This window comes from Vibrio caribbeanicus ATCC BAA-2122 (assembly GCF_000165125.1).
In the GTDB taxonomy this organism is placed as follows: Bacteria; Pseudomonadota; Gammaproteobacteria; order Enterobacterales; family Vibrionaceae; genus Vibrio; species Vibrio caribbeanicus.
This window is the reverse complement of the sequence record NZ_AEIU01000112.1, coordinates 38,105-61,169: the sequence shown is the minus strand read 5'-3', so window position 1 is coordinate 61,169 and position 23,065 is coordinate 38,105. Positions and strand designations below refer to the sequence as shown.

At 41.8% G+C, this 23,065-nt stretch carries 17 protein-coding genes; 9 read left to right on the top strand and 8 right to left on the bottom strand.

What is annotated here, in order from left to right; genetic code table 11:
* The first annotated feature begins 2 nt into the window (after positions 1-2).
* From tssC to tssG, 4 genes are all read left to right on the top strand, one after another.
* Positions 3-1,478: a type VI secretion system contractile sheath large subunit gene (tssC, locus tag RH40_RS18965; RefSeq protein WP_009603318.1), complete on the top strand. Its 1,476-nt coding sequence runs from the start codon at positions 3-5 to the stop codon at positions 1,476-1,478.
* A gap of 61 nt (positions 1,479-1,539) precedes the next feature.
* Positions 1,540-1,950, top strand: a complete 411-nt coding sequence (gene tssE / locus RH40_RS18960; protein ID WP_009603317.1) for a type VI secretion system baseplate subunit TssE — start codon at positions 1,540-1,542, stop codon at positions 1,948-1,950.
* Positions 1,951-1,960: 10 nt separating this feature from the next.
* On the top strand, positions 1,961-3,709 hold the full coding sequence (gene tssF, locus RH40_RS18955) for a type VI secretion system baseplate subunit TssF (protein WP_009603316.1): 1,749 nt from the start codon (positions 1,961-1,963) through the stop codon (positions 3,707-3,709).
* On the top strand, positions 3,706-4,704 hold the full coding sequence (gene tssG / locus RH40_RS18950; protein ID WP_039955021.1) for a type VI secretion system baseplate subunit TssG: 999 nt from the start codon (positions 3,706-3,708) through the stop codon (positions 4,702-4,704). The genes tssF and tssG overlap by 4 nt, the downstream gene beginning before the upstream one ends.
* Positions 4,705-4,753: 49 nt before the next feature.
* Here the strand turns inward: tssG and RH40_RS18945 are convergent, their stop codons facing one another.
* From RH40_RS18945 to RH40_RS18935, 3 genes are read right to left on the bottom strand one after another with little or no spacing between them, the layout of a single operon-like run.
* Positions 4,754-5,206, bottom strand: a complete 453-nt coding sequence (locus RH40_RS18945) for an Lrp/AsnC family transcriptional regulator (RefSeq protein WP_009603314.1) — start codon at positions 5,204-5,206, stop codon at positions 4,754-4,756.
* A gap of 29 nt (positions 5,207-5,235) precedes the next feature.
* The gene (tssM, locus tag RH40_RS18940) at positions 5,236-8,634 is read right to left on the bottom strand and encodes a type VI secretion system membrane subunit TssM (protein ID WP_009603313.1); all 3,399 of its coding nucleotides are present in this window, start codon (positions 8,632-8,634) and stop codon (positions 5,236-5,238) included.
* A 20-nt stretch (positions 8,635-8,654) separates the two neighbouring features.
* Positions 8,655-9,959 carry a type VI secretion system ImpA family N-terminal domain-containing protein gene (locus RH40_RS18935; RefSeq protein ID WP_009603312.1) on the bottom strand — a complete coding sequence of 435 codons (1,305 nt, stop codon included), beginning with the start codon at positions 9,957-9,959 and terminating at the stop codon, positions 8,655-8,657.
* Positions 9,960-10,821: 862 nt separating this feature from the next.
* Here RH40_RS18935 and RH40_RS18930 point away from each other — a divergent pair.
* From RH40_RS18930 to icmH, 5 genes are read left to right on the top strand one after another with little or no spacing between them, the layout of a single operon-like run.
* The gene (locus RH40_RS18930) at positions 10,822-11,424 is read left to right on the top strand and encodes a hypothetical protein (RefSeq protein WP_009603311.1); all 603 of its coding nucleotides are present in this window, start codon (positions 10,822-10,824) and stop codon (positions 11,422-11,424) included.
* A 9-nt stretch (positions 11,425-11,433) separates the two neighbouring features.
* Positions 11,434-12,900 (top strand): type VI secretion system-associated FHA domain protein, encoded by a 1,467-nt coding sequence (locus RH40_RS18925; protein WP_009603310.1) that lies wholly within the window; start codon positions 11,434-11,436, stop codon positions 12,898-12,900.
* A complete protein-coding gene (gene tssJ, locus RH40_RS18920) occupies positions 12,893-13,396 on the top strand; it encodes a type VI secretion system lipoprotein TssJ (RefSeq protein ID WP_009603309.1) in 504 nt (167 codons plus the stop codon). The genes RH40_RS18925 and tssJ overlap by 8 nt, the downstream gene beginning before the upstream one ends.
* Positions 13,397-13,405: 9 nt before the next feature.
* Entirely contained in the window at positions 13,406-14,731 is a 1,326-nt protein-coding gene (tssK, locus tag RH40_RS18915) for a type VI secretion system baseplate subunit TssK (RefSeq protein ID WP_009603308.1), read from the top strand.
* Positions 14,728-15,519: a type IVB secretion system protein IcmH/DotU gene (gene icmH, locus RH40_RS18910; RefSeq protein WP_009603307.1), complete on the top strand. Its 792-nt coding sequence runs from the start codon at positions 14,728-14,730 to the stop codon at positions 15,517-15,519. The genes tssK and icmH overlap by 4 nt, the downstream gene beginning before the upstream one ends.
* Positions 15,520-15,660: 141 nt before the next feature.
* Here icmH and RH40_RS18905 read toward each other — a convergent pair whose 3' ends face one another.
* Genes RH40_RS18905 through RH40_RS18885 form a run of 5 tightly spaced genes read right to left on the bottom strand, consistent with a single transcriptional unit; the run spans position 15,661 to position 22,900 of the window.
* On the bottom strand, positions 15,661-16,881 hold the full coding sequence (locus RH40_RS18905) for a type III PLP-dependent enzyme (RefSeq protein WP_009603306.1): 1,221 nt from the start codon (positions 16,879-16,881) through the stop codon (positions 15,661-15,663).
* Complete coding sequence (locus tag RH40_RS18900) at positions 16,874-18,700, bottom strand: siderophore biosynthesis protein PvsD (protein ID WP_009603305.1); 1,827 nt, start codon at positions 18,698-18,700, stop codon at positions 16,874-16,876. Before RH40_RS18900 ends, RH40_RS18905 begins: the two co-directional genes overlap by 8 nt.
* Positions 18,672-19,871, bottom strand: coding sequence for an MFS transporter (locus RH40_RS18895; RefSeq protein ID WP_009603304.1), 1,200 nt, complete (start codon positions 19,869-19,871; stop codon positions 18,672-18,674). The genes RH40_RS18900 and RH40_RS18895 overlap by 29 nt, the downstream gene beginning before the upstream one ends.
* Before the next feature lie 6 nt (positions 19,872-19,877).
* Positions 19,878-21,689, bottom strand: a complete 1,812-nt coding sequence (locus RH40_RS18890; RefSeq protein ID WP_009603303.1) for a siderophore biosynthesis protein PsvB — start codon at positions 21,687-21,689, stop codon at positions 19,878-19,880.
* Positions 21,686-22,900, bottom strand: a complete 1,215-nt coding sequence (locus tag RH40_RS18885; protein ID WP_009603302.1) for an ATP-grasp domain-containing protein — start codon at positions 22,898-22,900, stop codon at positions 21,686-21,688. Before RH40_RS18885 ends, RH40_RS18890 begins: the two co-directional genes overlap by 4 nt.
* Positions 22,901-23,065: the final 165 nt, after the last annotated feature.

Below are 23,065 nucleotides of genomic sequence, written 5' to 3'. Positions count from 1 at the left end.
TCATGTCTGCAGAAGCACAAGCAGTAGAACAAGAGGGAGCCGAGCTAGATTCGGGGTCACTCTTAGATAGTATTCTTCATGAAACGCGCATGAAGCCAAGTGATGAAGGCTTTGATGTTGCAAAACGTGGTGTAGAAGCATTTATTGGTGAATTGTTGAGCAGCTCAACAACTGATAAAGTGGATCAGTCAATTGTTGACTTGATGATTTCTGAAATTGATCAGAAGCTTTCTCGTCAGGTTGATGCAATTTTGCACAATGAAGAGGTTCAGGCAATTGAGTCAACTTGGCGTGGTTTAAAATACCTTGTTGATCATACTGACTTCCGTGAAAACATTCAGATTGAACTACTCTCTGCGAAAAAAGATGAAGTACTGGACGATTTTGAAGACGCACCTGAAGTTGTGAAATCGGGCCTATACAAACAGATTTATACGCGTGAGTATGGTCAATTCGGTGGTAAACCAGTTGGTGCAGTTATCTGTGACTACCAGCTTTCTGCGTCATCACCGGACATTAAGCTAATGGAATACATGGGTAACGTGGGCGCGATGTCACACGCTCCTTTCATTACTTCAGCATCGTCTAAATTCTTTGGTATCGACAGCTATGAAGAGCTGCCAGATATGAAGGATCTTAAGTCAATCTTTGAAGGACCACAGTACACGAAATGGCGTGGTTTCCGTGAACACGAAGATGCACGATACGTTGGACTTTGTACTTCTCGTTTCATGTTGCGTAATCCTTACTCGGTTGAAGATAATCCAATCAAAGCATTTGATTACGATGAGCAGGTGACAGACAGCCACAGTAATTACTTGTGGGGCAACTCTGCATATGCGTTGGCGTCTAAGATTAGCGAATCATTTGCCAAATATCGCTGGTGTCCAAACATCATCGGTCCACAAAGCGGTGGTGCAGTATTTGATCTACCTGTCTACAACTTTGAGTCGATGGGGCAAATTGAAACGAAAATCCCAACTGAGATTTTAATTTCAGACCGTCGTGAGTATGAGTTAGCTGAAGAAGGCTTTATTGCATTAACTATGCGTAAAGGCTCTGATAATGCGGCATTCTTCTCTGCAAACTCAGTACAAAAGCCGAAAGTGTTCCAAAACACGCCTGAAGGTAAGAACGCTGAGATGAACTATAAGCTTGGTACTCAACTACCTTATATGTTCATTATCAACCGTCTTGCACACTACATTAAAGTGCTTCAGCGTGAACAAATCGGTTCTTGGAAAGAGCGTTCTGATCTTGAAATTGAGTTGAATAAATGGATTCGTCAGTATGTTTCTGACCAAGAGAACCCACCAGCAGAAGTTCGCGGTCGTAGGCCACTTCGTGCGGCTAAGATCGAAGTCTCTGATGTAGAGGGTGATCCAGGCTGGTACAAGGTTTCTATGTCGGTAAGACCACACTTCAAGTACATGGGTGCGAGTTTTGATTTGTCCCTAGTTGGTAAGCTTGACCAGTAAACCTTGAGTAAGTACTTCTTAGCAGCCAGTTTATACTGGCTGCTTTTTCGTAGGGCTGAATATGGAAAAAGGATATCGTCTTCTCGAACGTATTGAATTGGGTGAGCCGAAAAGTAGTTATGAAAAAGTGGTATCACATCGTCACTTGATAGAGTCGATACACCTACATCTTGCGGATCTCCTAAACACACATACTGGAAACGCAATGATTGATGACGAATATGGGCTTCCAGACTTTAACGACGTTCTGTCGAACAACACTAACTTAGTTCGAAATATCCAAAAGAGCATCCGATCGACGATAGAGCGTTTTGAACCCAGGCTGCTTAACATAGAAGTTAGTTATCAAGAGGATCACCACAACCCTTTGCAACTTGGTTTCGGGATTCGTGGTGAGGTTTCACATAACGGCGGTAAGGTTCCGATGTCAATTGACGTTTATATGGGAACCGACGGTCAATTTAACGTTTAGTAGGTATCGCGTGAGCAACAGTAAATACTTCCAAGATGAACTCACATATTTGCGTGAAGCGGGTGGGGAGTTTGCTAAATATCACCCCAAACTGACCAACTTTCTCTCTGAGGGCACATCTGACCCAGATGTTGAGCGGTTACTTGAGGGTTTTGCATTTTTAACCGGCCGGATTCGCGAAAAGATTGATGATGAGTTACCAGAGCTCACTCAATCTCTGATGACTTTACTGTGGCCGCATTATATGCGTTCTGTTCCTTCTATGTGTATTAGTGAATTAAAGCCCCATACTGGCAGTGTCACTGAAAAAACGGTGATAAAACGCGGCGCTGAGATGGCAAGTGAACAAGTGGAAGGAACACAGTGTTTGTTTAGAACATGCTACGATGTTGAATTGTTCCCTATTTACTTTACAGGTATCGAACAGAGCAATAGTCGTACGAGCTCGAGCATTACTTTAAACCTAGCGACTGAAAATGGCATTGAAATTGGCAGAATTGGGCTAGATAAGCTGCGTCTCCATCTACACGGTGAAATACATATCACACGCACAGTTTTTCTCTGGTTGTTTAGGTACTTAGACTATGTTGAGTTAGATGTCGGTGCTGGCTATAAACATAAGCTTGGTCCTGAATTTATTAAACCCGTTGGTTATGCAGAGAATGAAGCTTTGCTGCCATATGGTAAAAACTCCTTCTCTGGCTATCGTTTGTTGCAAGAGCTTTTTTCTTTACCTGAAAAGTTTATGTTTTTGGATCTTGAAGGCATGGATTGGCTTAGAGGTGTTCCCCAACGCAGTAGTGTTGCAATTCATTTCCATTTTAAACGAGCCCTACCGTCGGATGTGGTTCTGAAAGATAAACATTTTAAACTTCATTGCTCTCCTGCGGTGAATTTATTTGAAAAAGATGGTGACCCTATACGGCTCGAACACCGGAGAAATGAATATAAAGTCCGACCCCAGAGTAACAATCAACAACATTTTGAGGTCTATTCGATTCAAGATGTACAAAGTTGGAGTAAAGATGAACGTCGTCGGCAAGCGTTGATCGAATTTGAGTCTTTTGAACATCAAATCAATCAGACAGAGAAAAGAGACTATTATAAGTCGAAAGTAACAGAGCGTGTTAATGGCCGAGGGCTAGAGCGTTATATCTCATTTCATACTCATAATGGTGATATTGCTCAACTTGGTTCGGAAACGGTGTTGATGAAGTTGGAATGCTCTAATGCGGATCTTGCTGAACGACTATCGGTCGGAGACGTAACTTATTCTACTCATAAGTCACCCACCTTTGCCACCTTTAAAAATATTACTAAACCCACTCAGTCGGTGAGCCCCCAAGTGAATGGGGAATTGCAATGGCAGTTGATAGCCAATATGTCATTAAACTATTTGTCTCTGGTCAACATTGATGTGCTCAAGGTATTACTTTCAACCTATGACTTTCATTCTCGTGTTGATAGGCAAGCTCATAGAGCTTCGATGCATCGGCTTGATGGTATTATTTCTTCGGATATGAAGCCTATTGATCGCGTTTTTCGAGGCGTATCGGTTCGAGGTAATCTTCTGAACTTGGTCGTCGACTCGACCTTCTTTGTTAATGAAGGGGACATGTTTCTTATCGCCAGCGTTATCAATGAGTTTATTCGGCTATATTCGAGCGTGAATTCGTTCACTGAACTGGAAGTGTATGATCAAGCAAGTGGGGAGGTTTACCGATGGAAGAGCGCAATCGGCCAACAGACAATCCTATGATCAATTGCTTGGTTGACCAAACGCATGAGTTTAGTTTCTATCAAGCGGTATTATTACTCGAAAAACACTACCAAAAAGAGTTGGGTAAGGATTTTGTCGCTGTTGGGGAGAACAAATATGCTCATCAGGAGAGAATTGAATTTTCTGTTTCGCCAAGTTTAGCGTTTCCAAAAAGTGATATTGCGGAGATAACTGCACTAGAAAAAGAAGGAAAATCGTATTCTCGTGTGGAGACCAATTTTTTAGGCTTACATGGTTCAAGTTCTCCTTTGCCCGCATCATATACGGAAAAGCTCACTGGTCGCGACCCAGATGACAATCCAGTAAAAGACTTTTTTGATTTCTTTCACAATCGCTACACTAGCATGCTGTATCGTGTTTGGAAGAAATATCGCTATTATGTCCAGTATCAAAGTGGCGCAGAAGATGCCTTCTCAGGTCGTATGCTCCATCTTGCTGGCTTGTCGAGTGTCATGCAAGACAAAGATGTTACGGAGCTTGATAGGGCAAAGCTACTCTCCTACGTCAGTCAGTTATCGACGCGAACACGTTCTCCTAAAGTTATATCAGGCATAGTTTCCCACTACTTTTCTCTGAGTAGCGTAAAGATTGAAGAATGGGTTTATCGACGGGTTCAGATAGACGAGTGTCAGCGGAATAAACTGAACAGAGAAAATTGTGTACTGGGGCAGAGCTTTCACTTGGGACAGAGCTTACCTGATTTAAATGGTAAGTTTAATTTATGTATCGACGATATTGATTTTGATACTTATCGAAAGTTCTCATATAGCGGAGAATTACACAAGGTTCTCATCGGTCTTATGCGCTTTATTTTGCGTGACCCTATGTGTTGGGATCTGCAACTTAATGTTAACCTTGACACTATACCGGAAAATTGTCTTGGCCAAGGCAAGGGAAATTTACTTGGTCAAACGGTGTGGTTAGGAAAACCTACGCAAAAAGATGTAAAAATTAAAATGATTGGCAGCATTTAGTATACAAAAGAAAAAGCCACTCAATTGAGTGGCTTTTTCGTCTTTTTCTTTACCGGCTAATCGGTTGGTGTAGCACGACTGTGGTATCAAGTTCTTGAATACCACTAAAAGATTCAATTTCATTCGACAAGTGATGAATTGACTGAAGGTCTGGAGCTTCAATGAGTGCGATAATATCGTAGTTACCGCCAACAACGCTCGTTAGACGCACTTCAGGTATTTCTTTTAGTGCGTTAGTGACTTCATTTTTCTTTCCTTTTTCGCAAGTGATTAGCAGGTAACTTGCGGCTTTTCTTCCCTCGTTCTCAACTCGAATTTGGGCGGTATATCCTTTGATAATACCGGTTTGCTCGAGACGATTGATTCTCTCTGCAACAGCAGTCCTTGATAGACCAATATTGCGAGAAAGGTTAGCAATTGACTGACGTCCATTTGATAAAAGGCTAGAAAGGATCTTGCGATCTAACTTATCTAAGCCTTGTAAAGTCATATTTGAAATCATTTGTTCTGCCTATGTTTATACTTTTATAATTATTCAATTTTCTCTGGTAAAGAGAAGTTATATAGTTCACCCAATGTGAATGGGTTTTTTTGTGTTAAAGGTGTTATGCGTAGACTGAGGTCTCGCCCTGACACTTTTATGTCACTAATGAAGCTGCCGTTATGAGTGTTTGTCAGTGTTGAATCACCGAGTAATCGGTAAATTGCCCATTGACCACTCTTATTTAAAACGTGCTGTTTTCCTTCATCAGTTACATCTTGGATCGTAATATTGATGTTAAAGTCACCATTTTGTGGTGGCCATACCATCTCACGAATGCGGCTTGGACCGTGATAATAGTTAATATCTGAATCAGCAATCTTTATACTTGCTCGGATTGCACTTGAGTCTAGGTCCATCACTTTAGTACTAAACGGGATATTCACTTGGTTAGTACTTTTGTTAATAAGGGTATCGCGAATAATATTGTAGTTTCTTAACTGAACTAGCATCTCAGGTGAGAGAGGCATAGTCACACCATCAACTTCTTTCGGCGTCCATAGCTCGGTGTCGTAAAATGGAGCGAAGTTTTTCTGAATGAACTTATCAAGTAAGCCACCTGAGGCGAAAAGAAGCTCAAAGTCCTCGATAGATATTTCTTCATCTGAAGTTAAATCAAATGGATAGCGACCTTCTCCGATGGATTTAAACTTTAGATAGATCTGGCTGTACCACTGACTTTGAATGCCTTGCGCAGATTCCGCTATCATGACTGACCAACTTTGGCCTACAACACCGAGTAACCAACTGCGTACAGGTTCAGGTGATTTTTGAGCGATTTGTTTTAACTTGATCAACGGATCGGCTTCACTACTGCTCATACGATGTTGCGCCGTCGCTAATGCTGCCATTTGTGGATTAGGCGCATCGGCGATGTCCTTCATGTACGTACGCACGCGGTTTAGGGCAGCAATGGTTTCATCCCATGGTGTTGGTGAATCTTCCGTTTCACTTCTTTGTAGCTGGTTGAGAAGATGAAAAGCTTGTTCAACACGTTTCATCAAAACATAGTCAGGTTTAACGGCTTCCTCTACTGCTTCTTTGGCCTCTGAAACCAGATCGGCGGCTTCGAGTAACTTTGGATTAACCTGACTGATGAGCGCATTTTGATCTGTTTCTGGTGTAAAGTGGGTGTTTAAATACACCTGTTTTAATATCGTTGTCATCGGTGATGATGGGCCAGAGATCAAATCGATAGCATTAGTGAGATCGCCCACATTATCGTAGCGTTGAACTTTCAGCTCGCCAAGTGCATTACGCCAGTAGCTAATATAATCATCTGTGTAGCGCTTGCGGACTTGATCTTTGAACTTCTCTTGTTCGTCTTTTGAAGGAATGACGTTGTTTGATAGCCCAAGTACCCAGTTATCGCTTATGACTTGTTTGGATAACAAGTCGACTCGTGGTCGGTAGAAGGTACTAAAACCAGTCGATGTATAGGCTTTATTGATCAATAGGCGTTCTTTGTCAGAAGGTGAGCTGAAGATATTGCCAAATTCAAAACCGACGACTCTTTGCAAGTCCAAAGTACCAAGATCAATTGCATCGGCTTGATTTAAAATCCCTGTATAGACCAGGTCAGTGTTCGAGTTTGATAGTAGTGAACGTCGAGTTGCACGTACGACATTCATATTAATATCAACGGGGTCAAATTGAGTACGAAAATACGCGTCGAGATAGCGCATAACAGAAGATACGGTATCTTCATCACTTACTCGAGTTAATACACCTACGGTGTGATGCCTCAAGAATTTGATGTCTCTTTTGGAGGGTTGGTTGAGCATCAAGTAGGCTTTGAGTAAAGGCAATACCTGGTTAAGGTTGTCTTGGTTTTGCACAACCTCAAGTCGGTAAGCTTGCTCAATAATCGGCATTATTTGTTGAGAAACCTGTTGTAACAGTGCCTTATATGCAATCTTTGTTGATTCATCTAATCGGCTAATGTTAAGTGGAAGTACTTCTTCATCCAGTGCTTGTGAGCCTGTTAACCAAGCACTATAGGAAGGCTCAACGGACTTGTTCGCCGATTCAAGTAGTTGCTTGAGCTCCATCTGGCTACTATTCTGGTCAGTATTGCCAATGTTGAGTAATTTCCCAATTACTTGCAGATTGGCATTCAGTGTGGTGGAGAAATAGTATCCACCACCGACCAAGATGAATATGGATGCGGCCATCGCTAAATAGCTTCGTCTCTGGATGATGCGTAAATAGGCCTTATTTTCTCCAGCAAACTCTCGTTCAGGGAGGATTTGTGAGTCTATTAAAAAACGAGCAAAGTACGGTGTTTCCGTCAAATGAGTATGTTCTGACGCTATGATGGGCAGATTAAAATAGTTACTGCAGCTCTTGGCTAGCAGGTTGTATTTACGTCCACCTTGGATACTAGAAGAGAAAAATATGTCTCTAATATCGAGTGAATAGGCGCCATTATTTGCCTCAGATAACCTGATTAAGATATCGCCTATCTCTGACTGGCATAACTCAAACTGTTTAGGGAACGCGAGGATAGCCTGTTTTTCATCCACGTCATTTGCTGCTGATGAAGAATCAAGGGCGTTGGATTCGAGCACCCTAACAAGGTTATTGTAACCATCTCTGAAGTAATCGATGAGTGCCCCTTTGGCGTCTCTCAGAGGAATAGAGAGGTACTCTATACGTGTTTTGAGAGTGCTGAAATTGACATACTGCTTAAATCCATCCAATTTATCGATCTTTGAAATCATGATGTAAATAGGGATAGCAGATGCCGTTTTTGAGCTTATTGAGGTTAAACGCTCAATAAGCGCTGTAAGCGTATAATCTTTTTGATCCGGCTCTGAAACGATCAAAAACTCAAGGTCCGTAAAGAACAAACAGCCTGCAAAAGGCTTCCTTGGATTAAAGCGGATTATTTCATCAATGAACCTGTGCCATAGGGAACCATCACTGCTTGAGACTTCTTGAAAAACTAAACGCTGATCGGGCTTTATATACACAGCGTCATTAGACTCGTACCACTCGAAAAAATCATTTCTAGAGGTGCGTGTTTTATCCATAGGCTTTATTGCATTAGAGCTATATAAAAATTGGCTCCTGCCAGACTTTTTATTACCAATTAGAAGGTAAATTGGTTTTTTTCCGGCTTTGGTCAGCAATGGTCTAAGCACCATAGACAAAGTTTCTTCTTCGGTTTCGAGCCGATGAGCTTTGAGGTTATTTCGCTTCTTAAACCACAACGTAAACTGAAAAATGGCATAAAAGGCTGCAATAATGCCAAGCCCTAACCAGAGGTATAGGCGGTCATGATCACTGAGCCATAACAAATAGATGCCTGAAAACGTGGCTGCTAAAAGTATTGCAATAAAAGTTGAGACCACGATAGGGTTACGAAGTATTTTATTTTTAAACATATGCCGTAGACTTTTTAATATTATCCGTTGTTAGGTGTTGTTTCTGCTTGCAGTTGATTGAGCTTGTACAGATAAGCGTTTAGCAATCTTAATGAGCGTTTAAATTCCTTTTCTTGCATATGTTTTTCTGTGTACTCGATTCTGCCAAGTAACGGGAATAGAGAATTACTGTATTGGTATGCGCTTTTGACTTCCGAGCTTTTCCCGTTCTTGGCAATGTTGGCAAAAACACTACGAGCAACGGTGAATTTACTGTAGATATTATTAAATTCTTTCTCGAGCCAGCGACGTTGCGTGACAAAATCTTGACGTAACTGTAGTGCTGAAGATGAGTCTGGATAGAGTTCTGTGAGAGCGAGAGAGAGCGCGTCTAACTGTTTAGCTTTACTCACTTTGATCGGATCAAAAGTCCAATCTTTCATCAAAGCGTCCAGACGACCTAAGGTGATGAGTCTGAGAGGCTTTGCATAGCTTTTATTCTCATGGTTCAACGATCCCACTATGTCTAACAACTGTTCAGTAGTTGCTATGCTGATGCGTTGTTCCAAATTACTGAGTTGATAGTTGTCATGAATAAAGTGAGAGGCAAACGCAAGAATGAGTAGACCTATAAATGCGGCGAATACAAGCGTGTTTGACTTGGTTTCAGCTTGTTTAGGCTCCACTTTTGCGGTGGACTCGGGTGGCGTTATATCTACTCTTATCTCTGGCGTTGATTGAATGGCAGCGTTTTGTGCAGAGCGTATTTCACGGGCTTTCTCAACAGCATGGGCCTTTTGTTGCCGCTCTTTAATTTCTTCTATCCACTGCTTGAGAGTACGCCGCATTCCCCCTAATGAAGGCGCTTTTATGCCATAGTGAAGGCGAAGCTCTTCTTCAATGCGAAGGCATATTTGATGTGCTGCTTCAATGAGCGGTAATTCATCATCAGACGCTTTAAGTTTGGCTAGACGTTTTTCTGAGTATTCGACCATCCATTCGATGGCTCCAATACGAGCGTTAGGTTTACTGTGTTCTGGATAAGCCGAAAACCAATACACAATACACAGATCAAGTAATGAGTTAAGTCCTTCAACAAAACCTTTTAAGCCATCATTATTTAAAGCCGCGACAGTGTAATAGCAACTACAACGAAAGTCTTTCCCATAATGGCTTAATATTTTTTTTGAAAGAACTTGCACGCTTTTCCACGATACACGCCCCGTTACCTTATTTAAATTATTAATCTGACGTTTCATTTCGTCAAAGTCATCCGTGCCATTGGGGTTTAATCCATGTGGATTATTTTCGTCAATGGGTCTTCTGGCGAAATCACTGAAAAACATACTGGCCTAGTCCAACTGAATATATTTTATATTTCGTATTTTTGAGAACCAAAAATCGAGTAACTTTTCTATTTATCTATGCGATTCTATATCTTCACAACAGAATTTGAACCACTAATGATATTTAAATATATATAATTTATCTTAATGTGACTTTTGTTCATATTCTTACATTTTTATTCTGATTTTTGTATCATTATTCCGCCAGTCATCTGAAATTAGTATAACGTTATTTTATATTGTAACGCATTGATTAATATCTAATAAAAATGTATTAAATAGCGCATTCTCAATAATAAGACATGATACATTAGTCTAGTATTAGCGTTGCTGTGCTCATCACTGCATATAAATAACAGGATTTTGTTCAGAATATCACCATAACTTCCTATACAATTGGAATTATAATTACAATTATTTAACAAATATGGATTTTTACTGGTACATTTAAGAAATGACTCACTATTTTGTAAACGATATAAAGTTCTAGCCCTTTATCTACTGAAATATTTATTTACAATATATATAATTTGATATTGTGAGATTAATTTAGTGGATGTATTTTCTTCTCAAAAATGAGTCACTATACATAACTTAAGCTATCGAATTACAGTATAGCTCACCCTAAACTCAATAGTCGTATGAGCTGAAACTTTATAAGTTCGAGGCGACCTAGCTTTTTAATCTTTTCTATCTCTTATTATAAAACCGACTTTTTGAAAATATTAATAGTGTTTTTGTTCGTAATGCTAGGTAAATTGTCTTATTTAATGGAGCGATTTTTTACCATATTGAAAAAGTCGCGATACTTGATATCTTTCGCTGCTACTAAATAGGTGTCGTTTATTTGACGAGGGAAAGAATGCTCAAATTAGTTCAAGTCGGAATGTTATCGGCCTTGTGCCTTTCTTCTTCATTTGCATTTGCGAAGGGTGAGAGGTATGGCGTTTCAGTTAATATGCTTTCTATTGATAGTATCGAATACAAGGAAGGCTCAAGCAGTTCTCAAGATACGCTCCGTTACGGTATTGTTCATACTAGACCGATCAGCGAAGATAACAATCGTTGGCGTTGGTGGTTGGGCTTAAACTATTTGTCACAAGATATGAAAGCACCTAAAAACGGCATTTATCAAGAACTGAACAATCTTGAATTGCGTGTTGTTCCTCAATATGCGCTGAGCTCTTGGAGTGTATTTACTCCCTATATCGGTGCGGGCCTATCCCTTGGTTACTCACAATATTCAAACCGTTGGAAAGTTGACGATGCTGGTTTTAAGTACGGTGAACAGCTTAAAGACATTGATCAGTTCGAAGTCGGTGCAGTTGCAGCCATAGGTAGCGTGATTAAATTGGGCAGTGATCCAGATGCACACATGCAAATTATCCCTCAAGTATCTTATATATTACCCGTTGTAAACGATGGACTTGGTGGACTTGAGCTATCGGTATCTCTACTATTCTAAGGGGTTATGATGCGTTCAATACAGTTAGTTCTGCAAATATCTAAGCATCCAGAGGAATATACTGGGCCAAAACAGATTGAGATGCCAGAAAGTGGTGGTTCGATCGGTAGAGCTGCGGGTTGTACCTTTCCTTTAAACGATCATAATCGCTTTATATCAGGCACTCATTGCTTGATTAGTGTATATGGAGATGCGTTCTATATCAGTGATGTAAGTACTAATGGCACGTTAATTAATGGCAATAAGGTGCTTAAAAATCAGCCGATCACTTTGTGTGATGGTGATATCGTGATGTTAGGACAGTACGAATTACTCGTTGTATTAGAATCGACAAATATAACTCAAGATATCGCGGCTGATATCGCCCCTGAGCGTATATCTAATGATCCATTATCCAATCTAGAAGAAGTGACGGTTAGTGAGTCAGAACATCATGGCGCACTTGAAGAATTGTTTATGGAAACAAAATCTGAGGAAGTTTCCCAGCACGACCCTGTTGCCCATCTTAACTTCTCGATGTCTTCAGATGAAGATCATTTAATCCGCGACAAGGAATCTGAAATACCAAAGCAACCAGCTAAAATTGATAGTACGCGTCAGGTATCGGATGATAGCTTCAGTGTGCACTCCGAGTTTGATTTACCAAATTTAATTCCGGAAGATTGGATGGGAGGGAAATCGAAAAGCCCTCAAAGTTTGAGCCATCAGGCTGACTCCCTTGTTCAAGATCAAACCCCCTCCTTTAAAAAGCAACCGGAGCCGTCTTTGACTCAAGCTCAGCAACCTAAAATACATCAGCAAGCTGAATCATCTCCTGTTCGAGAGCCTGTTAATCAGAAATGGGAAGAAGTGACCCAGCCTTTTACTCCCTCTTCTCAACAAACGCAAAAAAGTGAAGAGACGCCGACACCTAAAGTTGATGTTGTTATCCCTGAGGCAGCTGTTTCTCAAGCAGTTGAAACGAATAGCGAGCTTAGTCGAGCATTTTATGAAGGGCTTGGTATCAATGACCCTCAGTTGATTAGAAATGAAGCTAAGTTATTCAAACAAATGGGGACTTGTTTACGCTTGTGCATCGACAACTTACAAAAAGATTTAAAGCAAGCCGAAGAAATGAAGGGTGAGCAAAACCTTGATGAGTCTGCACTAAATCTCACTGAACTTATGTTGACTTTGAGTAGCCAGAATTTATTGTCGCCTAATGAGTTAATAGAGCAAATGTTGGACGAACTAAACGACCATCAGGTCGTTATGAACAGAGCGATTAATGATGTCATTGTTGAACATTCAAAAGTCAATGATCCGAGTAGTTTCGCTCTGATTCATGAGCAAAAATCTTTCTTTTCTAACAAGTCGAGGCTTTGGGGGGACTATGTCGAGTTTTATCGTAATAATCGCCGCCAGCTTAATGAAAACTCATTAAATGCCATGATCAAACAAAACTACACCAAAGCGACAAAAGGTAATCATGCGTAGTCTATTTGTTATTTTCTTCACCAGTTTGATTCTGTCAGGCTGCTCTATTTGGGATCAGTTCAAAGAATCCTCCGGTATCACTCCAGAAACCTCTTCAATCGAGATGGTTATTACTGCAGATGACATACTCAATGTTCGAGAGGGAGGCCAGTCTTCTCCTGTCATCCTAAGGATCCATGAGCTGTCCTCTCCCGTGCTGTTTCGCAGCCTAGACTTTTTCGCTTTGTTTGAAAATGACAAAGAGTCTCTGGGTGATGAGTACATCAAACGCTATGAATATCAAATCCAACCTGGTGATAAAATTCACGAATTATTGGTTTTAGATCCTGAAACTCGAGCGGTCGGATTTTCTGTCGCGTTTCGCGATATAGATGGCTCATCTTGGCGTAAAGTGGAAGTGATAAAAGAGCAAAGTGAGTACTTCTTAAATCTTAAACTGGAAGGCAGCGAGTTGATTTCTGATAATACTCGCGGCATAGAACAAGTATACTTTTAGGGAAAAATCATGTCTTTATACAATCCTGTTGTTTGGCAAGATGGAATGTTCATGAAGCCGCAACATTTTCAGCAACTTGATCGCTCGCAAACCAAGCTTTCAAGTATGTTGAGTCATAGCATTTCTCCTTTACATTGGGGAATTCGTCGAATTGAGGTCAATAACGAACTCTTGTCTTTAGGTAAGATCGGTATCACCTATGCCGAGGGTATTCTGCAAGATCGTACGCCTTTTGAGTTACCTCTGTTGGCTGAATTACCGGAAGTTAAAGACGTCGATCCTTCGATTGCCGATAAGGTAATTTATCTATGCTGCCCACTGCCGTCCGAGCGTTCCGAGTTGTTTGGAACACAAAAAGAAGGGGCACGATATAATATCGAAGCTCAGGAAGCGGTTGATTCATGTTATGACTCGGAAGACATGGCACATATTTCGGTGGGAAAACTCAACTTTTGCTTGATGTACGATCATGAAGATAAGAGTGCCTATACTTCAATTCCTATTTTGAAAATTTCAGAAGTAAAGCCCGATGGTAGTATTATCATTGACGAGAGCTTTATCCCTACTTGTATCGATATCCACGCTTCTGTTGTGTTAGATAAGTTTGTTACTGAATTTGCCTCAATGCTCAAACACCGTGCGGAGTCAATTGTACAAAGACTTGGCGTTGTCGATCAGCAGGGGGTATCAACTGTTTCTGATTTTATGTTATTGCAAGCATTGAATCGTTATGAACCATTGTTTTGGCATTTTGCTAATACAGAAGGTGTGCATCCTGAGTCACTTTACCGTATCTTACTTCAAGCTGAAGGTGAGTTATCCACCTTGTGCTCTGCATCACGAAGACCTCTTGAGTTTATTAAGTACAATCATGGTGATTTAACCAGCTGTTTATCGAGAATGCTTGAGAGCTCGAAAACCACCTTGAGTGTTATGTCAGAGCAGCGTGCTATCCCACTGACCTTGAAAGACCAAAACTACGGTATTCGTACCGCAGCTATTCCAGATAGTAAAATCATTGATACCACTACCTTTATTCTGGCTGTTAAAGCTGACGTCACCTTGGATATTCTTCACACTCAATTTGTTAGCCAGACTAAGATTGGTTCGATGGATAATATCCGTGATCTAATTAACCTCCAGTTACCAGGTATTGAAATCAAGCCTATGCCAGTGGTGCCACGAGCTCTTCCTTATCATGCTGGCTACACCTACTTTGAACTCGATAGAGGGAGTGAGGAGTGGGCGGCACTTAAAAACAGTGCAGCAATTGCAGTCCATGTTGCTGGTGACTTTGCTAATTTATCATTGCAACTTTGGGCGGTTCGTTTATGAGTTATGCAGATAATGATGTTACGGTCATTTTGTTTCAGCCTGAACCTGGCAAACCTATGGAGGTTATGCCAGCACCTGACCTATCACGCAATATCTCAGTCCAAAACTTAAACATCAATACCATAGGTATTAACCCATTGGTTGATCAGTTCTCTTGGTTGATTGCCAGTTTATCGTGCATGTCTTCCATTCCTTGGCTTGATGACCCTATGCCATTTCGTGAAGAGGTGGCACGTGAAATACGAAAAGGTGAACGCAAGTTAAATGAAATGGAGCTGGATCGAGCATCTATTTTGGTTATTCGTTATTGTCTATGTGCTGCAATGGACGAAGCGGTCTGTCGCCAAGAATGGGGTGCAAATAGCCATTGGAGCCAAAATAGTCTGCTAGCTGAGTTTCATAATGAAACCTCAGGAGGGGATAAGTTCTTCGTTATTTTAGAACGTTTGAAGAGCGACCCGAGAAAGTATCGCCATGTAATAGAATTTCTCTATCTTTTGCTTCAATTGGGTTTTCAAGGTAAATACGGACGTGAAGAGCGCGGCAATGAAAAATTGACCGAAATCGCGAATACCGTGTATCGATTGGTCAGAGACGATCGATTGGAAGAGCAAGGCAAAATTAACCTCGTTAACTTAAAAGCTAAATACCTCAAGAAACCTCTAAGTAAGGTTATATCTCCCAAGTTAGTTCTTAGCATCAGTAGTGTGGCCTTCGCCCTTATGTATGCAGCGACCTATATTCTAATTGATACCAAGTTTCAGCAATTGCTTGAAATGTATCAGTAATCAGATTGATATCATTAATGACTAAAGATCGCTTCGGCGGTCTTTTGTTTTTTACCGTCAGTACAATATCCCATAACTCAGGCATTATCTAAGATGTAAGCGCTCGATGTAACTTATCGAGCGCTTAAGTGTATGCCTATTTTAGGATGGTTTATGTTTTCCAAAGTAATGGAAAATCGGTGGCTCATGCATTAAGAAATTTTGATGTGAGATATTCCAAGCGTAGGCTCCAGCATGGGTGAAGACCACGTAATCTCCAATATCAAGATGATCAATATTTTGATTTCTTGCAAGGACATCTTTTGGTGTACAGAGCTGACCGACAAATGTAGCTTGAGACTGAGCCAATGGCAGTGATATCGTTTTGGGCTTATTGCTCGGTAAAATAGCAAAAGGATGATCATGGCTTTGTGCTGCAGGAGTACGGAAGTGATGTGTACCACCTCGTGCAATAACAAAGTTCTCACCTAAATTTTTCTTGATATCCAACACTTCCATAACGTAATAGCCGCATGGCGCCGAGATGTATCGCCCACATTCAAATCGCAGCTTCCAATCTTGGACTTGCTCTTTGGCGATAAGAAACTCCAACTTGTCGCAAAACTCAGTCCAAGGAAAGTGCTGTTCATTGTTTTGGTAGTTGATGCCCATGCCTCCACCGAGATTGATCATGAGCTCATCCAGTTGGAATCGCGCTTGCCAATCTTTTACAACTTGGAAATAACGCTGCATTAATGCAAGGTGGCGATCAACATCTAGTTGGTGAGACATCAGATGAAAATGGAAACCTTTAAGGTGTACTTTGGGGAAATCACGTAGCAGCGTGAGGGCATTGCTTAGCTCGCTTTCATCCAACCCAAATGGGGTAGGTTTTCCGCCCATAGCGAGCTTGCTTAAAGTGATATCACCAATATCAATATTCATACGAAGGAAGATAGTTGCCGAACGATCGAGCGTCTCCGTCAATGTGGCAATACGTTGTAGCTCAGTAAGGCTTTCAACATGGATTGCGTCGATGTTGAGCTCAATAGCTTGTTCAAGCTCACTGGGCATTTTTCCGGGACCACCAAAGATCAAAGGCATATTGAGCTGTTGTTGGTGTAGATGGACCAGCTCGCCGCCGGATGCAGCCTCAAAACCGTCAACATAAGGTGCAAGGGTTCTTAAGATGGGCTCTGATGGATTGGCTTTGGCAGCGTAAAACAGTTCGACATTTTTCGGTAACACGTGTTTCATCTGCTTTATGTGTTGTTCTAAAGCCGTTAAATCATAAAGGTAAGCACAAAGAGGCTGAGCGTGTTGCTCCGCCAACTGCAAAACCTCTTGTTGGACATGCAAGGGGAGTTGTGAAGAGTTAAGCATGGTTAGCTCCTTGTTGATTTACCCACGGTACTTTAACTTGGGTGTAGTCGGACTCTTTATCCGCTCTTTGCATTAAGCGGGTAGTAAAGTTGTTTTTGCTCGGGAAACTGCCATTGTTGATTAATGCTTCAAGCTCAGGTTGTTTTCCATTGACCGATTGCCAGCGAACAACAGCGTTTTTAACCGAATCCCACAGAGCTTTTTCAAGAGTTTCATTTCCCTCAGAAATGAAGAAAATAGCTTCACTAATGTTGTTGATGAAAGTGCAGTAACCAATGCGATTCCAACCTTGTTTCCGATCGTAATAGACCGATTGACGAGCACGTTCAGAAAGTTGGTTTAATGACGCTGGTGACCAAAATTCTGGGAGTAGTTTGGTTCCTTCTAGATCGCGTATCCATACGCAGCAGGGCATACCTTTTTCAAATCCGATCAAAGTATTTTGCAAATGGGGCTCAAAGGCGACGCCATGCTTAAAATAATAGTTGAATACGCCGGGAATGAGGCAGTGTAGGTATCGTTCGAACCAAAGGGTTGCCGTGTCATTGAAGCTTGTTTCTGATGCGTGTGATTTGTGTTTTAATTGAGAAGCGATACAACTTTTTCCATCACGATCAAACGCAAATAGCGCGCCCGCTAAAGTCGGCTCCAGTACATCAATTTCACACAAGGATAAGTTCTCTCGATAGAGAATACCGAACGATTCTCTCGCTTGTGTGAGATGTTCTTTTTGCTCGCAATTAACTGATTCTAGGTTGATGGTGGTGGCAAAAGGCTCCGTCATCACCTTGAAAACCGGATTGCGCATCTGTTCACTCTCTTTTATCGGTCGCAAAATCGAGCTTAGTTGGACAGCGCTATCGAGTTCGTACCAAGCATTTTTACGTACGCAATTGGTCAAGCGAACGTTGATCGAAAACTTTGCGAACCATTTTGTGTCTGGGTGGTAAAGAGTTCGTACGGAGGAGGTTGGTAGCATTTTTTTTCCGTCCAACCCAAGCGGTGTGATTTTTCCTTTTTCTATTGCTCTTTGAACTAAAGGGTTTTGTAAAATAGTGGCACTTTCCCATGGATGACAAGGGTAAAGGGTCATATTTGAGGAATGCGAATTTTCTGGGGCAAGTTGTTCGATCATTGATATCGGGGTAGAGCGGTCGTCTGAGCTTAGCACATCGAGTAACGTATTATCAATTTCAAACCAATATAAAGGGACTTCTGCTCCGACTTCTGGAGAGCATGTAAGCAGATCATCCATAGTCACGCCAGAGCGGCTTTTTGGTGTTGGGTGAAATGAGTGTCCCCAAAGCAATGACTGCTCTGAAGCTATAAAAGCATTGTGCTGTTGGGGCTTTTGGTTTGAATTTAGAAATTGCTCCATCACCATTACGCTGTTTTCCATTTGATCGACAAGCTCATCGTTGAATGGAATTGCTAATGCTTGTTTCAAATAGTTCAGCAGCAATGTTATTGTCTGTCTTGCATCTAGCTTGCTCCATCCTGAGCCTGGAACTTTACTCCAAGGCATGTCAATCAGTTTGACTTTACCAAGTTGACTCACGTACTCGACAGGTAACAATAAGACCTCACTTTTTTGAGGCAGATGGATTGCTACCCGTTGTTTTTCTGCATAGTTGCGTTTTAGTGTTTGCGGTAAAGAGGTTGAACGATACTGCCAATCGACTTGTTTATTCGGGATCGCGTATTCACGCAAGTAGCAGTTGACAACCCCCATAATCGTATTGAGTTGTGCTTTTCTATTGTTCAGTTGTGTTCGGCTTTTTGTCAGCACTTTACTCGGTGGTAATGGAGTTTGTAGCATGTTGATGTCCAAATTTTGAATGAATGATCAGCGCAATTAGAGTCGTTACACTGACCAAGGCAGAAAGTAGAAAAGGAACGTCGAGCGAATAGAAGCGAATAATCAGAGACGCACTCAGGCCTGCGGCAACCCCTCCCCATTTCGACATAGCATCAAAGCGAGAAAATACTTTGCCGCCGTGTTGTCTATTGAGTCGGTTTGTAAGGGCTTGATGCAGACCTTGATAACAGCAAACCATGCCAAAACCAAACACCACACGAGCAACGAACAGTAAGGCTTCATTTTGCTCTAGGTGCATAACACAACTGATGAAGAGCAAGGTAAAGCCCAACCAAAGTGTTGCCTGTTGTTGGTAGCGATTGATTTTCTCCGAAAGTGTGTCGATCTTAGTCGCAAATAGAAGATAGATACCATGCGGTAGTGCATACATAAAACCGATCCATGTCGGACTCATATCACCATACTGCTCAACATAGGGTGAGAAATATGGAAAGGTCACGACCATAGCAAAAGCAAAGCTAAATTGAGCTCCAAATACCCAATATAGAGCACTCAATGAGTATGCCGACCTAGTATGAGGTTTCCCAACAGGACTCTTTGACTGCGTTTGATGCCCTTCGGTTTTATCGACAGGTAGCGTAAGCGTGATAGCAAACGCGATAAGTGGCAATATTGCGAGCCAAAGGTAGGCTGTCAACGGATTGGTTCCTGATAATGCCCACCCCAGTCCAATGGGGGCCACAATGAGTGCCAAACGGGCAGATAGCTGGGTTTTATTTAGGGTTTTAGCGAGTGCTTTAGCCTCTTCGACTTGGCTTGAAAGGTAGCTATTAGAGGCTGCCATTGTGCCGCCAAACGTTCCTTGAACAATAAGACCAAACACAAACATGGGTAGCGTTGTTGCCATACCACACAACATAAATCCTGCGGCAAGGCCAATTTGAGCGCGCAGCAGAGAGCGGCGTTTACCGTATCGGTCGGCAAACTGCCCCCAAAAGCGAGCAGCCATCGCAGTGCAAAAGGTAGGGAGGATAAACAAAACACCCGCCCATTCTGCATTTACACTCGATCCTAAAGTGGGCAACACTGTCGGTAAGAACAACGGCATGCCCAAGGCAGCAAATGCTGCGATAAAGTGGCAAAGTAGAACGCTATAGATGAGTTTGGTCATGGTCAATTAACTCACATTTTGTTTAATATTAGTGAGATATGCATGTTGAGCTTCTTCGCTGGTAAGCAACAAAAAATTAGGTGCAGATAACCCGTAATATTTGTTGATATCACTCGCGCCGGAGGTTTCTTTTGAAAGTAAGCTCCCTGAGCTGAGTAAATATTTGGCATACAAATTCGGAGAATCAAACAAGAGTTCGCGCGCTAATTTCGTTTCGTGCCCTTGTGTTTCTAAGTGGTCAATATATTGGGTAAGGCTTGTTGCAACGATTGCGTACAAAGAGGCACTTGATGCAATTCCCTTGGTAGCCATTGCCTCGACAATTGCGGCAATATCCAATTGCAGGGTAATCGTGGTAAACATCTGACCCAAAGCCAGCTCATTGTCGACTTTAATTCGTTGATCTAGCAATTGGTCACATTGAACTGGGGAGTTGGGCTCAAACGTTTTGAAACGATTTGGCCAAATACGAGCGGCGTCATTATCCTTCATGGCTAACGTCATTTTCCCATCTTTATTGAATGCAATAATGGCGTTTTGTTGATTTGATTCCAAAGCAATACCGTAACGCAACCAAAGTGTCAGGTGGACCTTACACAACAGATCAACGTAGTCAGTAAACCAAGCCAGTGTATCTTGTTGATAGTATTGCTCTGCGAGATGTTCGAGAAACAAGCGGTTATCCGGCATTGGACTGGCAAGGGCTGCAACAGGTACTAACGCCTGATCTTCACAATATTGAACAGGGTACTCACGCACGATGTAAGCAAATGTTTTCTCATCGCCATAGTGGCCGCCATGTTCTTCATTGCAGTGGAAAAGTGTTCCTTTGAGTTCATGATCGCTTTGTTCTAAATGTGTTAATAAGCGCTCAAACCAATGCCCATCATAGAGCGTTGATGGTTTGATGAGACGAATGTTCTTGGTTCCTAATGAACGCATGATGAGGGGGACTTTTATATGTATATGTGGTGCTTGTTTCATGACCACAGTGCGTACCGATAAAGTAGGTGTAACCTCGTGGTAGGCATAGGGTGCTTTAATGACCCCTTCAGGGAGTGATTCTAAACTATCTAGAGTTAATGGGTGAGCAGGGAACAACACATGACTCAATGCAAAATCGGCAGGTAAGCCAACTTGTTCCATCGTCGGCCAGCATTCAGGCTGTGTCGAGGTTAATGTTACTCGTGATTTCTCAATGGCTAACCAGCGCAAAGTAAAACTCTTGGCAAACTCAGGTGCATACAGAGCTAAATCTTTATCGCTCAGGCCAAACTTTGCCCGAGCAGTCGGATAGTAAGGATGATCTAAGTACGACGCAATTTGATCCGCTTGCAATAGCTTGTGCTCCCAACTGTCGAGTTCAGATATCGGCTGCATCAATACGTCTGAGTTTTGTAAGAAGGCTTTGTCACACAACACCTTGTGTTGTTCAGCGCACCTAAGCTCTTGCAAATACCCATCGAGTAACGGATGGGAGCTTTCGTGAGCCAAGATTTTTAACACTTCAATCCAATCGCGATAATGTTGCTGCAATTCTACAGTGCCATTTTGCTCGATATACCAACATTGTGTTGAGTGCTGGTTAGCCACATCGTACACCCAAGACTGCATGTAATAAGAAGGTGTAACCGGCAAATAGAGGTTTAAATATTGCGATGAAAAAGCCAGCCACGTTTGGTCTTTCTCGTTTGTATCGATGTTGAGCTGTTCAGGAAGAGCATTAATGAAATTGCTCTTTGAAACCAAACCAAACAAATCTTCGCGCAGACAGGTATCTATTAAGCGTTTGGTAAAATATAAAACGTTGTCGTTCATGCTGTTACCCCTTTGATTGGTACAAGATTAAAAGTTGCAAGCGCTCTGTCGAGGTGAGGTTGCAATGCTTGCCCAGACGGAGAACTAAGAGAAATTCTGGCTAGGTAATCTTTGTTCGAATAGCTTTGTTGGATATGTTCTCCAGCAGCTTTGAGAACCTGTTGTTGTGTCGTAATATCGTCTTCTTGGTCGATGAAAGACGTTGATGTGCCTGTTATGGTTCCGCTGTTTTCGGCGACAACATAATGTACCCGAGCACTTCCTTCGATAGTGAAGTTTTCATCGAGCTCATGACCAAGATGCAGTTTTAGGATGGTGCTAAACCATAAATTGTGGCTCAGGTTATCGATTAAAAACTCACGTCCATCTCCGATACTTCGATAGTTGATTTCGACCAAGACTGGGCCTGAATCAGTGATAATGAATTCGCTGTGACACACGCCAAACCCAACCCCAAATGCTTTCAACTGGCGAAGGCATTCATCGCGAAACTGGACGCATTGGCTACCATTCCAATGAGCTGCTGTCTCGATAAAATGGGGTGGGGCAGACAGCTCGACATCAAAGCCACCCACGGCGAACAGATTTTTACCATCCCCCAAGGTTTCTATGGTGATAAGTGGCCCTTGCAAAAACTCTTCAACCAAAACGGGAGAGGTTGGGTATTTTTGCCAGAACGTTTCACAATAGCTTTCAAGAGCGGCATTAGAGTCGCAGCGTTGAACATCCATGCTTGCAACGCCCTCTTTTGGCTTGGCAACGACAGGGAGGTTGAGAGTCCTACTTTGCGATAAATCGCCTTGATGAAGTAGGAGACTCGGTGTACTTGGTAGTGATTTTTCATCAAGAACTTGGCGAGTGAAGTGTTTGTTCTTAGCTTTTAACGTCACCGTCCAATCTTTTGCAGGCAAATTAAAGAACTGAGCACAGATAGCGGTTGAAGTTTGTAGATGATCGCTGTTACTAAAAATAGCCTCGGGGATTAAATGGTGTTCTGTGATGACTTCAATAAGTTCAAGTGGATTGAACACATCACATTCTAGAATGTCATCGGGGTTGAAATGGTTATCTTGGTCCACCAATTTTAGATGGTTGAACTTATGATCAGTGATCAAAACGACGTGAAAATCCATCGCTTTTGCCGCTGGTACGAAGCCGTGGGTGACGGCATCATTCACAACATGACTCACTATGACTATCGTTGGTTTCATGGGCTTTCCTAATTTTTCTAACGTTATTTTGCGAACTAAAAATTGATTGAACCTATTAAAGGTATTTATTCATTTTTTTAATGAATATGATTTTATTGAACATTTTATTTTTTAGTCGTGGACATGATATAGATCAAATTTTCTATTGCAAATACAAATGATATT